This window comes from Streptomyces sp. NPDC056061 (assembly GCF_042266885.1).
Lineage (GTDB): Bacteria > Actinomycetota > Actinomycetes > Streptomycetales > Streptomycetaceae > Streptomyces.
In genome coordinates, this window is record NZ_JBHJWQ010000014.1 from 114,981 (window position 1) to 132,004 (window position 17,024).

General features: G+C 71.5%; 16 protein-coding genes. 4 read left to right on the forward strand and 12 right to left on the reverse strand.

All coding sequences use genetic code 11. From position 1 onward, the window contains the following. Positions 1-179 precede the first annotated feature (179 nt). The gene (locus ACFC79_RS20720; protein ID WP_376242124.1) at positions 180-1,121 is read left to right on the forward strand and encodes a LysR substrate-binding domain-containing protein; all 942 of its coding nucleotides are present in this window, start codon (positions 180-182) and stop codon (positions 1,119-1,121) included. Positions 1,122-1,266: 145 nt separating this feature from the next. Here the strand turns inward: ACFC79_RS20720 and ACFC79_RS20725 are convergent, their stop codons facing one another. The 9 genes from ACFC79_RS20725 to ACFC79_RS20765 all read right to left on the reverse strand — a co-directional run bounded on the left by ACFC79_RS20725 (position 1,267) and on the right by ACFC79_RS20765 (position 10,393). Next, on the reverse strand, positions 1,267-3,087 hold the full coding sequence (locus ACFC79_RS20725; RefSeq protein WP_376242126.1) for an acyl-CoA dehydrogenase: 1,821 nt from the start codon (positions 3,085-3,087) through the stop codon (positions 1,267-1,269). A 206-nt stretch (positions 3,088-3,293) separates the two neighbouring features. Next, positions 3,294-4,301, reverse strand: a complete 1,008-nt coding sequence (locus tag ACFC79_RS20730; RefSeq protein WP_376242128.1) for an amidohydrolase family protein — start codon at positions 4,299-4,301, stop codon at positions 3,294-3,296. Positions 4,302-4,303: 2 nt separating this feature from the next. Then, positions 4,304-4,825, reverse strand: coding sequence for a 3-hydroxyanthranilate 3,4-dioxygenase (locus tag ACFC79_RS20735; protein WP_376242130.1), 522 nt, complete (start codon positions 4,823-4,825; stop codon positions 4,304-4,306). Then, positions 4,822-5,277 carry a RidA family protein gene (locus ACFC79_RS20740; RefSeq protein ID WP_376242132.1) on the reverse strand — a complete coding sequence of 152 codons (456 nt, stop codon included), beginning with the start codon at positions 5,275-5,277 and terminating at the stop codon, positions 4,822-4,824. The genes ACFC79_RS20735 and ACFC79_RS20740 overlap by 4 nt, the downstream gene beginning before the upstream one ends. Further along, positions 5,277-6,041, reverse strand: coding sequence for a 2-keto-4-pentenoate hydratase (locus tag ACFC79_RS20745; RefSeq protein WP_376242134.1), 765 nt, complete (start codon positions 6,039-6,041; stop codon positions 5,277-5,279). The genes ACFC79_RS20740 and ACFC79_RS20745 overlap by 1 nt, the downstream gene beginning before the upstream one ends. Continuing rightward, complete coding sequence (gene dmpG, locus ACFC79_RS20750) at positions 6,038-7,069, reverse strand: 4-hydroxy-2-oxovalerate aldolase (RefSeq protein ID WP_376242135.1); 1,032 nt, start codon at positions 7,067-7,069, stop codon at positions 6,038-6,040. The genes ACFC79_RS20745 and dmpG overlap by 4 nt, the downstream gene beginning before the upstream one ends. Further along, complete coding sequence (locus ACFC79_RS20755) at positions 7,066-8,049, reverse strand: acetaldehyde dehydrogenase (acetylating) (protein ID WP_376242262.1); 984 nt, start codon at positions 8,047-8,049, stop codon at positions 7,066-7,068. Before ACFC79_RS20755 ends, dmpG begins: the two co-directional genes overlap by 4 nt. A gap of 41 nt (positions 8,050-8,090) precedes the next feature. After that, positions 8,091-8,921 carry a 2-keto-4-pentenoate hydratase gene (locus ACFC79_RS20760; RefSeq protein WP_376242137.1) on the reverse strand — a complete coding sequence of 277 codons (831 nt, stop codon included), beginning with the start codon at positions 8,919-8,921 and terminating at the stop codon, positions 8,091-8,093. Beyond that, positions 8,918-10,393, reverse strand: coding sequence for a 2-hydroxymuconic semialdehyde dehydrogenase (locus ACFC79_RS20765; RefSeq protein WP_376242139.1), 1,476 nt, complete (start codon positions 10,391-10,393; stop codon positions 8,918-8,920). Before ACFC79_RS20765 ends, ACFC79_RS20760 begins: the two co-directional genes overlap by 4 nt. A 280-nt stretch (positions 10,394-10,673) precedes the next feature. On the opposite strand from ACFC79_RS20765, the gene ACFC79_RS20770 reads away from it, so the two are divergent. Together ACFC79_RS20770 and ACFC79_RS20775 are read left to right on the forward strand one after the other, a co-directional pair. Further along, the gene (locus ACFC79_RS20770; protein ID WP_376242141.1) at positions 10,674-12,023 is read left to right on the forward strand and encodes an MFS transporter; all 1,350 of its coding nucleotides are present in this window, start codon (positions 10,674-10,676) and stop codon (positions 12,021-12,023) included. Continuing rightward, entirely contained in the window at positions 12,020-13,276 is a 1,257-nt protein-coding gene (locus ACFC79_RS20775; protein ID WP_376242143.1) for a carboxylesterase family protein, read from the forward strand. Before ACFC79_RS20770 ends, ACFC79_RS20775 begins: the two co-directional genes overlap by 4 nt. Before the next feature lie 18 nt (positions 13,277-13,294). Here ACFC79_RS20775 and ACFC79_RS20780 read toward each other — a convergent pair whose 3' ends face one another. The 3 genes from ACFC79_RS20780 to ACFC79_RS20790 form a co-directional block, all read right to left on the reverse strand. Continuing rightward, a complete protein-coding gene (locus ACFC79_RS20780; RefSeq protein WP_376242145.1) occupies positions 13,295-13,744 on the reverse strand; it encodes an ASCH domain-containing protein in 450 nt (149 codons plus the stop codon). A 284-nt stretch (positions 13,745-14,028) separates the two neighbouring features. Further along, the gene (locus ACFC79_RS20785; RefSeq protein WP_376242147.1) at positions 14,029-15,426 is read right to left on the reverse strand and encodes a GntP family permease; all 1,398 of its coding nucleotides are present in this window, start codon (positions 15,424-15,426) and stop codon (positions 14,029-14,031) included. 11 nt (positions 15,427-15,437) lie between these two features. Then, the gene (locus ACFC79_RS20790; RefSeq protein ID WP_376242149.1) at positions 15,438-15,947 is read right to left on the reverse strand and encodes a gluconokinase; all 510 of its coding nucleotides are present in this window, start codon (positions 15,945-15,947) and stop codon (positions 15,438-15,440) included. Between the two features lie 145 nt (positions 15,948-16,092). Between ACFC79_RS20790 and ACFC79_RS20795 the strand changes: the two genes are divergently transcribed. Next, positions 16,093-16,794, forward strand: a complete 702-nt coding sequence (locus tag ACFC79_RS20795; RefSeq protein WP_376242151.1) for a FadR/GntR family transcriptional regulator — start codon at positions 16,093-16,095, stop codon at positions 16,792-16,794. Positions 16,795-17,024: the final 230 nt, after the last annotated feature.

Here is a 17,024-nt window from a genome sequence, read left to right on the forward strand (position 1 = left end):
CGGATGGAGGGTGGCCGGGCAGCCGGACGAGGCAACCGCGCACCGGCTCACTCGACCGCCCCACCGCCCCACCGCCCCACCGCCCGACCGTCCGACGGCTCGGCCGACGGCCGCTTCGGCCGACCGCCCCGGACCGGCCCGTCCGGGGCGGCGGCACGCGCCGTGGATAGAGTCGGGGGGTGAAGATCCCGCGTCTGCTCGACGGGCGGTTGAAGTTCCGCCACCTGGTCCTCGTCGACGCGCTGTCCCGGCAGGGCAGCGTCGTCGGTGCCGCCGCGGAACTGCACGTCACCCAGCCGGCCGCCACCCGCAGCCTGCACGAGCTGGAGGACATCCTCGGCGTCCCGTTGTACGAGCGCGGGCCCCGGGGCGTCACGCCCACCGTCTTCGGGGAGGCGTTCACCGAGCACGCGCGGGCCGTACTTGCCCAGCTGGCCCAGGCGGGCCGCCATGTGGTGGAACTCGCCGACGCCGACCGCGGCACCGTGATCGTCGGCACCCACCTTGCCGGGTCGAACGTGCTTCTCCCGCGGGCCATCGCCGAGATCAAGAAGGAGCGCCCCTACCTGACCGTGGTCGTCCGGGAGGCATCCCCGGAAGCGTTGCTCCTGGATCTGGAGGCCGGCCGTATCGACTTCGTCGTCGGCCGGCTCACCGTTCCCTCCGACGAGCGGATCACGCGCCGCAAGCTCTACGACGAGTCGGTCGAACTCGTCGTCAGGGCCGGGCACCCGCTCGCCGGGAGGGCCGTGGTGGAGCTCGCGGACCTGGCGGACTACCCGTGGATCCTGCCGGGTGCCGAGACCGCGTTGCGACGGGAGATCGAGGAGTTCTTCGCCCGGCGCGGGATGCCGCTGCCGATGAACCGGGTCGAGACCACGTCGTTCCTGACCATTCGTCAACTCCTGTTGGAGACCGATGTCGTGGCGGCGCTCCCCGGCCTGATCGTCCGGGACGACGCCCGGCTCGTCCGGCTGGCCGTGCCACTGGAACCGATCGGCCACAGCGTCGGGCTCACCCTGTCGGCCGCCCGTGCACTCGGCCCCTCGGCGCAGGCGCTGATCCGGAGCCTGGAGGAGATCGCCGCCCACATGGCCCCGCAGGGCGTGGACGGCGACTGACCGGCCTCGGATCCGGAGGTGCCCGGGGCGGTGACGGAGGCGCGGGGCGCCGCGTCCGTCACCGGGAACCGCACGGTCGTACCCGGCCCTGCACACCGGCCGGGGACTCTCGCACCGGCGGAGCCATCTCGCCGGGGCGGCCATCTCATGGGGGAGGCAGGATGCCCTCGAAGGCGTCCGGACGGTTGATGGGATGGTCGAGGAGGACCTCGTCCATGGCGGCGAACCCGCCCGTGAGGGTCATGGCGTGCGGTGCCAGTTCCGCGACCACGTGCTCGGTTTCGTCGGGGAGTCCCCGCACCTGGTCGCTGGTGAGGTACCCCTCCGCGAGCAGGTCCCCGCTGTGGGCCGCCACCCGGCGCAGGATGAACAGGCGGTGCAGCAGCAGCAGTTGGCGCCGGGCCTCGGGGTGGGCGGCCTGGTCGGCGGCCTCGTGGAGCGCCTGGGCCGCCTGGCGGTGCGCGTAGGCGTCGACGAGTTCCAGAGCCGGTGTGACGGTGGCGTTCCACCGGTTGAGCGGATTGCCTGCCGCTCCGCCGCGCAGCCGGGTCCGGGCGCGCCGGTGCCAGACGCGCTCGATGTCCGCCAACAGGTCCTGGAGGAACCGCGGATCGTCGAGCTCACGGGCCTCGGGCGGGGTGCTCCCCGGCTCCTGCGGGGTGAAGTGCCCGAGCAGCATCTCCCCGGCCGCCTTGACCCAGACGACGAGGTTGTCGCCCTCCGCCGTGATGGTCCCCTCGTTCGCCGCCAGCTGGCCCGCTATCCCGTTGGCGAGGAACAGCCCCTGTGCGCCGCAGCGTTCGCGGCACTCGGTCATGACGTCGCGGGCCCGCCAGGTGATCCACCCCTTGGCGACGGCCGCGAACCGCTCGCCGTCCTCCCGCTCGGCCCCGGTCGCCCGCGCCCACCGCCGTACCGCGGCGCGGTGCAGGAACGTCGCGGCGTAGGTGGTGGCGATGGCGTCGAGGAGCGGGGCGTGGTGGCTGCGGTGGGCGAACAGCGGAACGGTGCCGCCCGCCGTCACCCCGGCCGTCCGCCGCGTGTGGGCGTGCCGTACGGCGACGGCGAGCGCGTGGCGCGTGACCCCGAGGCTGTAGGCGCTCATGCAGAGCTTGCCCGCGGTGACGCGGCCGATGGACTGGAGGAAACGCTTGCGGGGGCTGCCGATCGAGCTGGTGAAGGCGCCCTCCGGCGTGAGGCGTCCGTGGTCGGCCTGGAGGAGCGCCTCGTACGGCAGCCGTACGTTGTCGAAGGAGGTGACGCAGTGGTCGACGGGTGCGGTGGCCGTCTGCGGCAGCCTGCGTATCCCGACGCCCGGCGCCGGTATCCCGTTCTCGTCGTGGAGCGGGGTGAGGAACAGGAAGACGCCCCGGTCCTCGCCGTCCGTGAGGAGGCGGGCGGCGACGACGGCGGTCTTGGGTCCGCCGGTGGGGCTCGTGTTCGGCATGAACTTGCGGGCGGCAGGGTGGGGTGTGTGCAGCACGAACTCGCGCGAGGCCGCGTCGTACGCGGCGGTGGTCTCCAGCTGCGAGGCGCTGTTGCCATGACCGGCCTCCGTGCACAGGAAGGTTCCCGTACGCCTTAAGTCGACGAACTCGCCGAGCTCGCGGTCCGGGCCCGCGGGGTGGTCGAGGAGGCTGCCGAGGAAGAGGTTGTAGTGGATGCTCGCCACGGTCCCCAGCCCCGCGTCCACCGGCCCGACCCATTCGTGGAGCGCCGTGAGGCGTTCCACGTCGGCCACGAAGTCGGCGGGGCTGTCGAGCGATTCGTTGATCAGCCGCAGGCGTTCGTAGGAGAGCGCGGCGCGTTCGTCGGGCGTCAGCCCTTCCCGGAAGCGGAACGGTTCGGTGCCGAACAGCTTGCGCCAGGGTTCGTGAAGACTTTCCGGCCGTTCGCCGAAGAGCACCCGCGTCAGGGCCGCGACGGTGGGCGCGGCCTGGTCGGAAGGGGCTGGGATGTTGATCATGAAGGGGAACGCTAGCTCACATGTTCGGTAAAGACAGTGTGATGATCATGACGATTGTGTTCGTTCGGATGACGGTAGGTAATCGGATTGGGGTGCGGCCGGGCGGGCGCGACGAGGAGCCGCGATGCCTCCCGTTTACGGGTGAAATACCAGAAACCGGCCGATCCGGGGGCGTTCACCCCGGACCGGCCGGTTTCCGTGATCGTTCAGCTCCGCGAGGCGTCCAGCCCCAGGAACCGTTCCGCGTTGCCGTGCGTGATCAGTCCACGGTCGCGTTCGTCCAGGAACGTGCTCCGGCGGACCACCTCGCCGACCGGCCGTTCCCCCAGTGGGTACGGGTAGTCGCTGCCCACCATCACCCGCTCCGCGCCGACCGTGTCGACGAGAAGTCGCAGCGCCCGTTCGTCGAAGACCACCGAGTCGACGTAGAACCGGCCCAGGTAGTGCGAGGGCGGATGTTCCGAGGTGCCGATCACGTCGTTCCGGCCGTGCCAGGCGTTCTCCATCCGGCCGAGCCAGAAGGCGAACGACCCGCCGCCGTGCGCGAAGCAGATCTTCAGCCGCTCGTCGATCCGGTCGAAGACGCCGCCCAGGATCAGCGCGAGGATCGACAGATGGGTCTCGGCGGGCATGGCCGTCAGCCACTGCGCCATCCACCGGTCCAGCCGCGGCGAACTCGCCATGTCCCAGGGATGCACGAACACCGGAACGTCGAGCGAGGCGCAGTGCTGGAGGAAGGTCACGACGCCTTCGCTGTCCAGGTCCTGGTCGCCGACGTGGTTGCCGATCTCCACGCCCCGGTGCCCGTTGGCGACGGACCGCTCCAGTTCGCGGCAGGCCGCGTCGGGATCCTGCAACGGCACCTGGCAGAACGGGATCAGCCGGTCCGGGGCCGGGGCGACGATCTCCAGCGCGAGGTCGTTGAAGATCCGCGCTATCTTCGCCGCCTCGGCACCGTCGCGCCCGTAGGTGAAGAACGCCGGGGTGGGGGAGACCACCTGGCGGTGAACCCCGTCCGCGTCCATGTCCCGCAGCCGCGTCCCCGCGTCCCAGGCGTCGGACCGGATCCGGCGGAACTCCTTCGAACCCATCATGATCACGGCGTCGGACTCGGACTCGATCCGCAGCCAGGGAGCGTCCGGGCCGGCCTCGGCCGTCAGGTCCGGCCAGCCGCGCGGGACATAATGCGTGTGGATGTCGATCGTGCGGTCCACGCTCAGCCCTTTCCGGGATGCAGGACACCGCACCGCGGGCAGGTACGCGCCTTCTCGTCGGCGTAGAACTCGGCGAAGACGGGCGGCAGATCCGCCACGATGTCCCGCACCTGGAGCTCGACCTCGTGGATCCTCGCCGCGCAACCGGGGCAGTACCACTGGAACTTCTCCAGGGTGCCCTCCTCCCGGACCCGCTCGATGACCAGCCCGATCGAACCGGCACCGGGCCGCTGCGGCGAGTGCGGCACATTGCCGGGCAGCAGCCATGCCTCGCCCTGCCGGATGTGCACGGTCCGCGGCCCCTCCTCGGTCATCAGATCGACGTGCATGTCGCCCTTGACCTGGTAGAACCACTCCTCGTACGGGTCGACATGGAAGTCGGTCCGCTGGTTGGGGCCGCCGACGACCTGGACGATGAAGTCCTGACCCAGGGACATGGTGCGGTTGTTCACCGGCGGCTTGAGCAGATGCTCGTGCTCGGCGATCCAGCCCTGGAAATCGATGACCGGGGGAATGACGGTCATGAGGACACCTCCGTGCTGTGCGTCTCGTCGGACGTGCGGGGCCGCGGCAGATGCGCGACGGCCTGGATCTCGATCAGCAGATGCGGATGCGGCAGCTGGTGCACCGCGACGGTCGTACGGGTCGGCCCCCGCTCGTCGAAGAACTCGCCGTAGACCTCGTTGTATCCGCCGAAGTCGTTCATGGACACCAGATAGGCGGTGATCTGCGCGACGTCGCAGAGCTCGGCGCCCACCTCGGCGAGGATGTCGCGGATGTTCTCGATCACCGCCCGGGTCTGCGCCCGGATGTCCAGCGTCGTGGTACCGAACTCGTCGGCCTCCACCCCCACGAAGGTGTTGTCGGGCCGGCGCGAGCTGGTGCCGGAGACGAACACCAGGTCCCCGACGACCTTCACGTGCGGGAACCGCCCGCGCGGGGTCGCCTTGCCCTCGATGACGCGTGAGCCGTTCATCAGCACCCCTTCACCGTGACGGAACCGAGGCCCGCCACCTCGCACTCGGTCACCCCGGCCACCAGCGGCAGCGCCGCCGTGGCCGCCCCCGCCAGCACCACCTGGCCCGCCGCCAGCGGGATGCGGCGGCGTCGGCACAGGTCCAGCAGCGCGTGCAGCGCGCGCACCGGATCGCCCAGGATCGCCGCCGTGGAACCCACTGCCTCCGCCGCCCCGGTGCGCAGCAGCACCGCGCGGTTCGACGCGCTCGCCACCGGCCGCCAGGGGCCGATCGCGTACCCGGCCGCCGAGGTGTTGTCGGCGACGACATCGGTACAGGTGAACCGGAAGTCCCGGTACCGCGAGTCGATGATCTCGACGGCCGGGGCCATCGCGTCCACACAGGACTCGATGTCCGTCGACGGGTCGTCCGGGTCCACGTCCCGGCAGATCCGGTACGCCACCTCCGGTTCGACCTTCGGATGGATGAAGCGCGCCAGATCCACCTCGCCGCCGTCCGCGATCCGCATCGCGTCGGTCAGCCGGCCCACGATCACCTCCGAGACGCCCATCTGGGCCATCTTGGCCCTGCTGGTGAAGCCCAGCTTCACGCCCGTGATCCGCTCGCCGCGGGCCTCCCGCAGCGCCAGCAGCGCCGCCTGCACCGCGTACGCGTCGTCGATGTCCAGCTCGTGGTCGTCGGCGAGGCTCGGTGTGTCCTTCCGGGACGTCTGTGCCGTGTCCAGCCGCTCGGCCAGGAGGCCGGTCAGTTCCGCCGCGATCATGTGCCGCTCCCTTCCGTCGGGGCCCCGCGCCCTGCGGCGAGGTCCAGTGCGATGTCCACGATCAGGTCCTCCTGACCGCCCACCATCTGCCGCCGCCCGACCTCCAGCAGGATCTGCCGGGCGTCGACCCCGTACCGCTCGGCCGCACGCTCGGCATGCAGCAGGAAGCTGGAGTAGACACCGGCGTAACCGAGGGTCAGGGTCTCCCGGTCCACCTGGACCGGCCGGGTGCGCAGCGGGCGGACGATGTCGTCGGCGGCGTCCTGGAGCGCGAACAGGTCGCAGCCGTGCTCCCAGCCCAGCAGGTCGGCCACCGCGACGAACGGTTCGGCCGGGCAGTTCCCGGCCCCGGCGCCCTGGCCCGCCAGCGCCACGTCGACGCGGTACGCGCCGTGCTCCACCGCGGTCACGCTGTTGGCGACCGACAGCGACAGGTTCTCGTGCGCGTGGATGCCGATCTCGGTGCCCTCGTCCAGCACCTCGCGGTACGCGTCGACCCGGGCCGCGACATCACGCATCGTCAGGCGGCCCCCGGAGTCGGTGACGTAGACGCAGTGCGCGCCGTACGACTCCATCAGCTTGGCCTGCCGGGCCAGCCCCTCCGGGGAGTTGAGGTGGCTCATCATCAGGAACCCCGAGACGTCCATGCCGTTCTCCCGGGCCCAGGAGATGTGCTGCGCACTGACGTCGGCCTCGGTGCAGTGGGTGGCGACGCGCACGCTGCGCACCCCGAGCGCGTGGGCACGGCGCAGGTGGTCGATCGTGCCGATGCCGGGCAGCAGCAGCGTCGTCAGCTTCGCGTGTTCGAGGACGTCGGCCGCTGCCTCGATCCACTCCTCGTCGCTGTGCGCCCCGAATCCGTAGTTGGCGCTGGAACCGCCGAGCCCGTCGCCGTGCGCCACCTCCACGGCGGCGACCCCGGCCCGGTCGAGCGCGGAGACGATCCGGCGCACCTGGTCGACGGTGTACATGTGCCCCATGGCGTGCATGCCGTCACGGAGGGTCACATCCTGTATGTACAGTTTCACGAGGTCACCCATCCCCGGAGTGCGGCGACCTTCTCCGCGGTGCGGACCGCGGCGGAGGTCATGATGTCGAGATTGCCCGCGTAGTCGGGCAGGTAGTGGCCGGCGCCGAGTACCTCCAGGAACACCGAGACCCTGACTCCCGTGATCCGCCGCCCCAGGGCCGGGACGACGGTGTCCTCGACCGGGTCGAACTGCACGCGCTGCTTGAGCCGGTAGCCGGGCACGTACTCCCGCACGTCGCACGCCATCCGCTCCACGGAGTCCGTGATCCGGTCCCGGTCGGCGTCGGACAGCTCGCCCTCGACGAGGCAGAAGACGGTGTCGCGCATGGCGAGCGGGGGCTCGGCGGGGTTCAGCACGATGATGGCCTTGCCGACCTCGGCGCCGCCGACCCGCCGGATCGCCTCGCCGGTGGTCTCGGTGAACTCGTCGATGTTGGCGCGGGTGCCGGGACCGGCCGACCTCGACGCGATGGAGGCGACGATCTCCGCGTACGCGACCGGGGCGATCCGGGAGACCGCGGCCACCACCGGAATCGTCGCCTGGCCGCCGCAGGTCACCATGTTGACGTCGGGGGAGTCCAGGTGCTCGTCCAGATTGACCGACGGGACCACGAACGGGCCCAGGGCCGCCGGGGTGAGGTCGATCATCAGCTTCCCGTGCTCCGCGGCGAGTCGCGCGTTGCCCACATGGGCCCTGGCGGAGGTCGCGTCGAAGATCACCCGGATGTCGGCGAACTCGGGCATCTCCACGAGTCCTTCGATGCCCCGGTGGGTGGTGGCCACCCCCAGCCGGGCGGCGCGGGCCAGCCCGTCGGAGTCCGGGTCGATGCCCACCATCGCGCCCATGCGCAGCGTCCTCGACAGCCGCAGCACCTTGATCATGAGGTCGGTGCCGATGTTGCCGGACCCGATGACGGCGACCGGGACGGTGCCGGACGACGTGTCGGACACGGCACCGGAGCGGACGGGGGAGGGCATGGCGGGCACGGAGCCGTTCGCCGTGCCGTCCGTGGGGGAACTCATGTCGTCTCCTTCTCGATGACTGCCTCGACCTCGCCGAGCCCGTCCAGCGCCAGCCGGTAGCGGCCGGGGCCGCCGACCGACACCATCGGGCCGAGCGCTCCGGACATGACCACGTCCCCGGCCCGCAACGGCCGCCCGCGCGCGGCGAGTTCGCGGGCCAGCCAGGCGACCGCGACGACCGGCGAGCCGAGGCAGGCGTGGCCCGCGCCGAACGAGACCGGCTCGCCGTCCCGTTGCAGGACCATGCCGACCCGGGACAGGTCGAGCCCGGAGAGCGGGTACGGGGTGGTGCCGAGCACGATCGCGCCGCTGGAGGCGTTGTCGGCGACGGTGTCCGTGATGGCCAGGTCCCAGCCGGCGATCCGGGAGTCGACGATCTCGACGGCCGGCAGCACGAAGTCGGTGGCCCGCAGCACGTCGGCGACGCCCGCCCCCGGCCGGTCGATGTCCCGGCCGAGCACGAAGGCGATCTCGCCCTCCACGCGCGGCTGGAGGAACCGCTCCAGCGGCACCGGTTCGGCGTGCGCGTACGTCATGTCGTCGAACAGCACGCCGAAGTCCGGCCGGAACACGTCGAACTGCTGCTGCACGGCGGGTGCGGTGAGGCCGATCTTGGCACCCACCACCCGGGCGCCGGCCGCGCTCCTGGCGGCGGCGAGACGGCGCTGCGTCTCATACGCGGCGTCGATGTCGTCCCGGCCCAGGAACTCCCGGACGGGGGCGCAGGGGGCGCCGCTCGCGGCGGCGGCCGTCAGGCGTGCCACGGCCGCGTCGATCCGCGCGGAAAGGCCGGGGTCGTGCTCGGTCGCATCGGTCGTGTCGGTCACAGCTGCACGCACACATTCGTCGGCTCGGTGTAGAAGTGCAGGGAGGACTCGCCGCCCTCGCGGCCGATGCCGGAGAGCCCGACCCCGCCGAACGGGGAGCGCAGATCGCGCAGGAACCAGGTGTTGACCCAGGCCATCCCCACGTTCATCGCCTGCGCCACCCGGTGGCCGCGACGCAGGTCGTTGGTCCATACGGAGGCCGCGAGGCCGTAGTCGGTGTCGTTGGCCAGGCCGATCGCCTCCTCCTCGGTGTCGAAGGGGATCAGTGCGGCCACCGGCCCGAAGATCTCCTCGCGCACCGCCCGGTGGGCGTTGGTCAGGCCCGTCCAGAGCGTCGGCTCGATCCAGGAACCACCCGCCAGATCCGGGCCGAGCCGGGGCACGCCCCCACCGGTGAGCACCCGGGCCCCGTCCTGCTCGGCGAGTTCGAAGTAGCCCGCCACCTTCTCGCGGTGGGCCCGCGAGATCAGCGGGCCGGTGGTCGTCCCCTCGTCCGTCGGGTCGCCCAGCCGCAGCTCCCGGGCCCGCTCGGCGAGCCCCTGGGCGATGTCGTCGAAGATCCCGCGCTGGACGTAGACCCGCTCGGTGCACAGGCAGACCTGGCCGGTGTTGGTGAAGACCGACTTGGTCAGCCCGGTGAGCGCCTCGTCCACGTCCACGTCGTCGAAGACGACCGCGGCGTTCTTCCCGCCGAGTTCGAACGACACCGGGCGGACGCGGGGTGCGACCGTCCGCATGACCTGTGTTCCGGTCGCGGACGAACCGGTGAAGGTCACGCCGTCGATGCCGGGGTGCGAGGTCAGGTGCTCGCCGGCGGAGCCGCCGCCGAAGCCGTGGACCACGTTGTAGACACCGGCGGGGAGCCCGACCTCGGCCAACACCTCGGCCAGCAGCGAGGCGGTGCCCGGGGTCTCCTCGCTGGGCTTGACGACCACGGCGTTGCCGCAGGCCAGGGCCGGGGCGACCTTCCAGGTCAGCAGGAGGAGGGGCAGGTTCCACGGGACCACGACCGCGACCACGCCGAGCGGCTTGCGGACCGCGTAGTTCAGCGCCCGCCGGCCACCCGCGAGATCGGTGAGGAAGGACTCCTGCCCGGCCGCGGCGGCCACGTCGGCGAAGGTGCGGAAGTTGGCCGGTGCCCGCGCGACGTCCAGCTCCCGTGCCTGGGCGACGGGCTTTCCGGTGTCGGCGACCTCCGCGGCGACGAACTCCTCGAAGCGCTCCTCGATGCGGTCCGCGGCACGTCGCAGCAGCGCCGCGCGTTCGCGCACCGGAGTGGCGGCCCACCCGTCGTGCAGGGCCCGCCGGGCCGCGACCACGGCACGGTCGACGAGCTCCCGGTCCGCCTCGTGCACCCGGGCGAACGCCCGGCCGGTGGCCGGGTCGATGTTCTCGAAGCTGCGGTTCTCGTCGGGCTCCACGAACCGCCCGTCCACGAAGTTGCGGATCCACCGCCCTGTTTCTGCCGTCATGCGTCCCACTCTGATCCGCGCAGCCATGCCGGACAAATGCGAATCCTGCGGTGCCATATATCCGAATGGGTATATCGAATCTCGGCGGTCCGGCGGGCGGCAGCAAGGGGATTCGGATACTCCGCTATACCGAAACGGGTATGCCAGATCCCGGATTCGTTATTTGTGTGTCATGTCTCAGGGCATCAGGATCCACGGTTAACGGCGGGTGGAGTCCGGCCGTCGTAGCGGCTGTCCGGAGCGAACCGCCCCAGCCGCCATCCAAGTGATTGGTCACCCCGTGAACACTTCAGCTCACGAAGAAAACTCGGGCGCCGCCCGAGCCACCGCCGCCAGAACCGCCTTCGCCACGCTCGCGGGCACCACCCTGGAGTGGTACGACTTCTTCCTCTACGGCACGGCCGCGGCACTCATCTTCAACCAGCAGTTCTTCCCGTCGCTGAGCCCCGCCGCGGGCACCCTCGCCGCGTTCAGCACCTTCGCCGTCGGCTTCATCGCGCGCCCGCTCGGCGGCCTGGTCTTCGGCCACTACGGGGACCGCATCGGCCGCAAGGCGACGCTGGTCGTCTCCCTCGTCCTGATGGGCATCGGATCCACCCTCATCGGGGCCATCCCCAGCTACGACAGCATCGGTTTCTGGGCCCCGGTCCTCCTCGTCGCCCTGCGCATCGTGCAGGGCATCGGACTCGGCGGCGAGGGCGCCGGTGCCACACTGATGTCGATGGAGCACGCACCGCAGGGCAAGAAGAACCTGTACGCCGGCTTCCCGCAGATGGGCACGCCCGGCGGTCTGGTCCTGGCCAACGTCGTCTTCCTCACCACCAACGCGGTCCTCGGCGACCACGCCTTCACCTCGTGGGGCTGGCGCATCCCGTTCCTGCTCAGCTTCGTCCTCGTCGCCGTGGGGCTGCTGATCCGGCTGCGGGTGACCGAGTCGCCCTCCTTCGACCGGGCACGCGCCCGGGACGAAGTGGTCCGCTTCCCGCTGGCCGAATCCTTCAAGGTCGGCTTCCCCCGGCTCGCGCTCACCCTGCTCGCCGTCGTGGCGAACTCCGCCGTGGCCTACGTGTTCATGGTCTTCACGCTGTCCTACGGCTCCCAGCACCTCGACTACGACAAGCAGTTCCTCATCGTGAGCGTCACCGTGTCGGCGGCCCTGTGGTTCGCGACCATCCCGGTGTGGACGAAGATCGCCGACCGGCACGGCCGGCGCACCATGTTCATCGCAGGTTCCGCCGCCATCCTCGTCTGGTGCGTCGCCTTCTTCCCGCTGCTCGACACCGGCAAGCCCGTACTCGCGGTGGTGGCCCTCGTCGGCATGGGCCTCATCATCCCGGTCACGCACTGCGTGCAGGGCAGCATCATCGTCGACACCTTCCCCGTCAACGTCCGCTACTCGGGCTCCTCGGTCATCCTGCAGGGCGGCGCGATCCTCGGCGGCGGCCTCGCCCCCATGATCTCCACGGCACTGCTCAACTCCGGGGGCTCCGCGACCGGGGTGACGTGGTACCTCGTCGCGATCTGCACCGTGAGCCTGGTCGGCGCCGTCGCCCTGTTCCGCCTGGTGCCCGAGGGCGCGCCCGAACCGGTGCGGGTCCCGGCGGGTCCCCTTCCCGGGGGCGGCGCATGACGGGCCGGGAGGTGTACCGGTCCGGGCCGATCCGTTACGCGGTGGCCGAACGCTTCGCCCGGCCCCGGCCGGTGCCGGCCCACGACACCCGTCCGTCCGGCGGCGAGATCTGCCCGCAGCCGCCGTCCCGACTCGACGCGGTCATGGGACCGCCGCTCGACCGTCGCCCACAGGGCGAGGACTGCCTCAACCTCGCGGTCACCACGCCCGCCCGCGATGCCGGGGCGCGCCCGGTGATGGTGTGGTTCCACGGCGGCGGGTTCAGCAGCGGGGCCGGTCTCATGGACTGGTACGACGGCGGCGCGCTCGCCACCGAGGGCGATGTCGTCGTGGTGGCCGTCAACTACCGCCTCGGCGCCCTCGGCTACCTCTGCCTCGACGGGCTAAGCGAGGGCAACCTGGGCCTGTACGACCAACTCGAAGCGCTCCGCTGGGTGCGTACCCACATCGCCGGATACGGCGGCGACCCCGACGACGTGACCGTCTTCGGGCAGTCCGCCGGGGCCCTCTCCATCCGGCTGCTGCTGGACCTGCCCGAGGCCCGGGGAATGTTCCACCGGGCGATCCTGCAGAGCGCGCCCCTGGCGATCGCCAGCCGCCCGCGGGCCGAGGCCGCCGCGCTCGGCCGGATCCTCCTCGAACGGCTCGCCGTCCACGCCCCCGGTGCCGACCCGCGCACCGTTTCCCCCGCCGCCCTGCTCGCGGCGCAGCGCGACACCGCCCTCGCCCACCGGGCACGCTCCGGCTCCCCCCTGGAACCCCCGTTCGGCCCGGTCCCACCTGCCGACGCCGCCCCCGGGCCGCACGTGCGCGGCATGGACCTCATGTACGGCTGGAACGCGGACGACATGACCGCCTTCCCCGACGACGCACGCGACAACCGATGCGACAACGGGCGCGACGACGCACGCGGCCGCCGACGCGACGGGGACCCGGCCGGGCCGACCGACCGGATGTACGCCGAGCCGCTGACCGCCCTCGGGAAGGAACTCGTACGGGCCGGGGCCCGGGTCCATGCCTACCGCCTGGACTGGCGCCCGGCGGGATCGGAGTACGGCGCCACCCACTGCCTGGAACTGCCGCTGCTCCTGGGCACCCGGGCAGCCTGGCGGGCGTCCCCGATGCTCGGGGACACGCGGTGGGAGGAGGTGGACGAACTGGGCCGGACGGTGCGCGCCGTCTGGGCAGCCTTCGCCCGCACCGGCCACCCCGGCACGGTCCGACCGCCCCTCGTCCACCACGAGGTGCGCTGACGCCCGGCGTCCGCCGAACTACCGCTCGGCAGCGCCCACCAGGGGATCGAGCAGTTCGACGACCCGGAATCGTTCGGCGACCACCATGGTGTCGTCGTCCGCGTTGAAGTCCGGGTCGCCGAGGGCCTCGCGCATCTCCGCCCCGTGCCAGAACTTCTCGTGGTCCGCCCGCCACTCGGCGACCGAGGCATGGCCCTCGCCCTCGTCGACGGCGTGCCGGAGATCGACGTCGCCGAGGCGCAGCACCCGCACCTCCGTCACCTCCAGCACCGCGATCTCCCGGCCGTCCGAGTCGATCAGCGCCGACCGCTCGCCCACCGGGGGCAACTCCTCCCGCTCCGCCTCGTACTCCGCGAGCAGTCCCGTCGTCGACACCTTGACCCCGTCGAGCACCGCCCGCACCAGCCGGTCGCGCAGCGGGCCGGGAAAGGCCAGGAGGAACGGCTTGAGCGGTTCGCGGTTCGGCATGGCGACAAGTCTGACATGCCGAACCGGGCGCGCCGCCGGAGACGTCCCGCCCCTCGTCCACCTGCCCGCGAACCGCCGACGGCGCGGGAGCGGGACGGAGTCCGGCACCGCTCCCGGGCAGGACCTCTGGGGGCAGGGCGGAGACCGCCGGGTCACGGCCCGACACGGCGGCGGCGCACGGCCCCGTGCGGACGGGTGGAGGGAGGACCGTGGGGGAGGGCCGCCGCGCCGGGTCCCGTCCTCGCACCCGCGTCAGCCGCGCGACGCCGGTGCGAGGACGCGGCTCAAAGGATCAGCGACAGCAGCAGGACGAAGACCAGCGAGACCACGGAGACGATGGTCTCCATCACCGACCAGGTCTTGACCGTCTGGCCGACGTTCATGCCGAAGTACTCCTTCACCAGCCAGAATCCGGCGTCGTTGACATGGCTGAAGAAGAGCGAACCGGCGCCCACGGCGAGCACCAGCAGGGCCGCGTGCGAGGTCGACATGTCGGCGGCCAGCGGGGCGACCAGACCGGCCGCCGAGATGGTGGCCACGGTCGCCGAACCGGTCGCGAGCCGGATCGCGACGGCGATCAGCCAGCCCAGCAGCAGTGCCGGGATCGACCAGTCCTTGGAGAAGTCCAGAATCATCTGGCCCACCCCGGCGTCGATGAGGGTCTGCTTGAAGCCACCGCCCGCGCCCACGATCAGCAGCACGCCCGCGATCGGGGCGAGCGACTTCTCGACCGTGCTGGAGAGCCGTCCCCTGGAGAACCCGGCCGCCCGGCCCAGCGTGAACATGCCGACGAGGACGGCTGCCAGGAGCGCGATCAGCGGCGAACCGATCACATCGGTGACCTTCTGCACGCCCTGCTCCGGATCGTCCACGACGATGTCGACAAGGGCCTTGACCAGCATCAGCACGACCGGCAGCAGGATCGTCGCCAGGGTCGCGCCGAAGCTCGGACGCCGGGCTGGCTCCTCCGACGGACGCTGCGGAATCATCTTCTCCGGCGCGGGGATGTCCACCCAGCGTGCGGCGTAGCGGGAGAAGACCGGGCCGGCGATGATCACGGTCGGGATCGCCACCAGCACGCCCAGCGCCAGCGTGACGCCGAGATTGGCACCGAGGGCGTCGATCGCGACCAGCGGACCGGGGTGCGGCGGGATCAGCCCGTGCATCACGGACAGACCGGCAAGGGCCGGAATGCCGATCCGCATCAGCGAGTAGTTCCCGCGCTTGGCGACGAGCAGCACCACCGGGATCAGCAGCACGATCCCGACCTCGAAGAACAGCGGCAGACCGATGATCGAGGCGATCAGCACCATGGCCCAGGGCATGGCGCGCCGGCTCGACTTCGCGAGGATGGTGTCGACGATCTGGTCCGCCCCGCCGGAGTCCGCGAGCAGCTTGCCCAGAATGGCACCGAGCGCGATCAGGACGCCTACGCCCGCGACGGTCGAGCCGAGTCCGGTGGTGAAACTGGCGATCGTCTTCGCCGGCGCGGCACCGGCGAACGAGCCGAGCGCCAACGACCCGACGGTGAGCGCGAGAAACGCGTGCATCTTGAACTTGGTGATGAGCAGAACGATGACGGCGATGCCCGCCAGGACTGCGATGCCCAACTGCGCGTTGCCTGCCGAAGTGATCGGTTCGACGGCGTCCGCTGCCAGCATCTCGACGCTGAGACTGGTCACGGTGGTGATCCTTAGCTGTCGAGCCGGCGCAACGCGGCGACGGCCCGCTGGGTGATTTCCTCGGGGGCGCCGGACACATCGACCGAGACGCCGGCCTCGTCCTCCCCCAGCGGCTGCAAGGTGGCGAACTGCGAGTCGAGCAGCGCGGTGGGCATGAAGTGGCCCTTGCGCCCCGCCATGCGCCGCTCGATCAGCTCGCGGTCCCCGGCCAGATGAAGGAAGACGGCGCCGGGGGCCTCGGCCCGCAGCCGGTCCCGGTAGACGCGCTTGAGAGCCGAACTGCTCACCACGCCGCCGAGCCCCGCCCGGCCGTGCGCCCAGCGGCCGATGGCATCGAGCCAGGGCCACCGGTCCGCGTCGTCCAGCGGGACGCCGGCGGACATCTTGGCGATGTTCGCCGCCGGGTGGAAGTCGTCGCCCTCGGCGTACGGAACGCCCAGTTCAGCGGCGAGCAGGGGCCCGATCGTGGTCTTGCCGGTCCCTGCGACGCCCATCACCACGATGACGTGGGGGGTGCTCATTGGTGGTGCCTCGCTGTCCTCTTCGACGTCCTCGTCGACTTCGGTCCGTCGCGCTACTGAAACCCATACGTACGACTTATTCAAGATGATGTGACGTAAACGTCGTACTTTTAGGTCCTGGAGATCGCCCCGTACTCTGGTGCCCATGACCACACAGGGCCCCGGGCTGCATACCCATGTGCTGGACACCCTGGGTCTGGAGATCGCCGCGGGGGAGCACCGGCCGGGCCAGGTGCTGCGCACCGACGAACTGGCCCGGCGCTTCGACGTCTCGCGGACAGTCGTGCGCGAAGTGGTCCGCGTCCTGGAATCCATGCACCTCGTCGAGTCCCGGCGCCGGGTCGGCGTGACCGTGCGTCCGACCGAGGCGTGGAACGTCTACGACCCGCAGGTCATCCGGTGGCGGCTGGCGGGGGCCGACCGGCCGCGCCAGTTGCGCTCGCTGACCGTGCTGCGCTCCGCCATCGAACCGGTGGCGGCCGGTCTCGCCGCCCGCCACGCGACCCCGGAGCAGTGCGCGGCCCTCACCGCGTGCGCACTCGGCATGGTCGCGACCTCGCGCGGCCAGCAGCTGGCGGGGTACCTGGAGCACGACATCGCGTTCCACCGGATCGTGCTCGACGCGTCCGGGAACGAGATGTTCGCCAGGCTCGGCGACGTCGTCGCCGAGGTCCTCGCCGGACGCACCCACCACCAGGTGATGTTCGAGGACCCGGACCCGGCAGCGGTCACGCTCCATGTCCGGCTCGCCGAGGCGGTACGCGAGGGCGACGCCGCCGCGGCGGAACGCCTGACGAAGGAGATCGCCGTCGGCGCCCTGCACGAACTGGACGTACTCGCCCCCTGAGGGCCCGTCGTGCGGCCGGTGCCGGTATGTGCGGGCTCCGGCGCCGCCGGATGTCCGCAGGGTCCGACGGGCGACACCGGCCCCACGACCGCCCGCCTCTCGCGCCCCACGACCGTCGGACGACGGAGGCGGGGGCCCGGGGGCGGTGCCCGCGGGGCCGGCGGGCGGGCCCGGGGGCCGCGCCCCCGCGCCCCGGCGCAGGGGGTTATGAAAATAACCATCGCCCGCAC